The 742-nt window shown below is 44.5% G+C and carries 1 protein-coding gene; it reads left to right on the top strand.

What is annotated here, in order from left to right; translation table 11 throughout:
* On the top strand, window positions 1–666 hold a 666-nt coding region (rlmA, locus tag R7Q11_RS26025; protein ID WP_225466983.1), incomplete at its 5' end, for a 23S rRNA (guanine(745)-N(1))-methyltransferase.
* Window positions 667–742: the final 76 nt, after the last annotated feature.

The raw sequence follows: 742 nt of genomic DNA, 5'->3' as shown, positions 1-742 counted from the left end.
CGCCGTTTTCTCGAAGGAAACCACTACGATCCAATGCGTCAAGAAGTGGCTCGACTATGTGCGAAATACACAGAAAGTACGACACACCAATTACTGGATATCGGTTGTGGTGAAGGTTATTACACCGATCAAGTGCAGCAATCTCTCTTCGAACAAGATCCACAAGCCACTGTTTTTGGTTTGGATATTTCTAAAGTGGCCATTCGTTACGCTTCTAAGCGCTACCCAAACTGCCAATTTAGTGTAGCGTCTAGCCATCGCTTGCCGTTTGCAGATCAATCACTGGATGCGATTTTGCGTATTTATGCACCATGTAAAGCAGAAGAGTTGCAACGCGTCATCAAAGACAACGGCGTAGTGATCACGGTAACGCCCGCAGGTCGTCACCTTTACCAGTTCCGCGAACGCATCTATCAAGAAGTTCGCTTACACAATGAAGAACCAGAGAACATTGAAGGCTTTGAGCTAGAGCATCAACAAAAGCTGAACTACACCATGGACTTAGAAAATGGTGTTGCATTTGATTTGTTGCAAATGACTCCATTTGCTTGGAAGGCGACGGATGAACTTCGTGAAGAGCTAAAGTCCGCTACACTTTTCCAGTGTGAGGCCGACTTCATGCTGCGCGTTTACCGCAAGAAGCCAGTTCAACAAGAGAATCAATAGAGAATAACGAAAATCATTCTCATTTATATTGATTCATTGCTCAGCCTCCATTAATATCACTCGGACATTTTTGGAG

It is taken from the genome of Vibrio sp. 970 (assembly GCF_033339075.1).
Note: the sequence above shows the minus strand (reverse complement) of the source record. Positions and strands in the feature narration are given on the sequence as shown.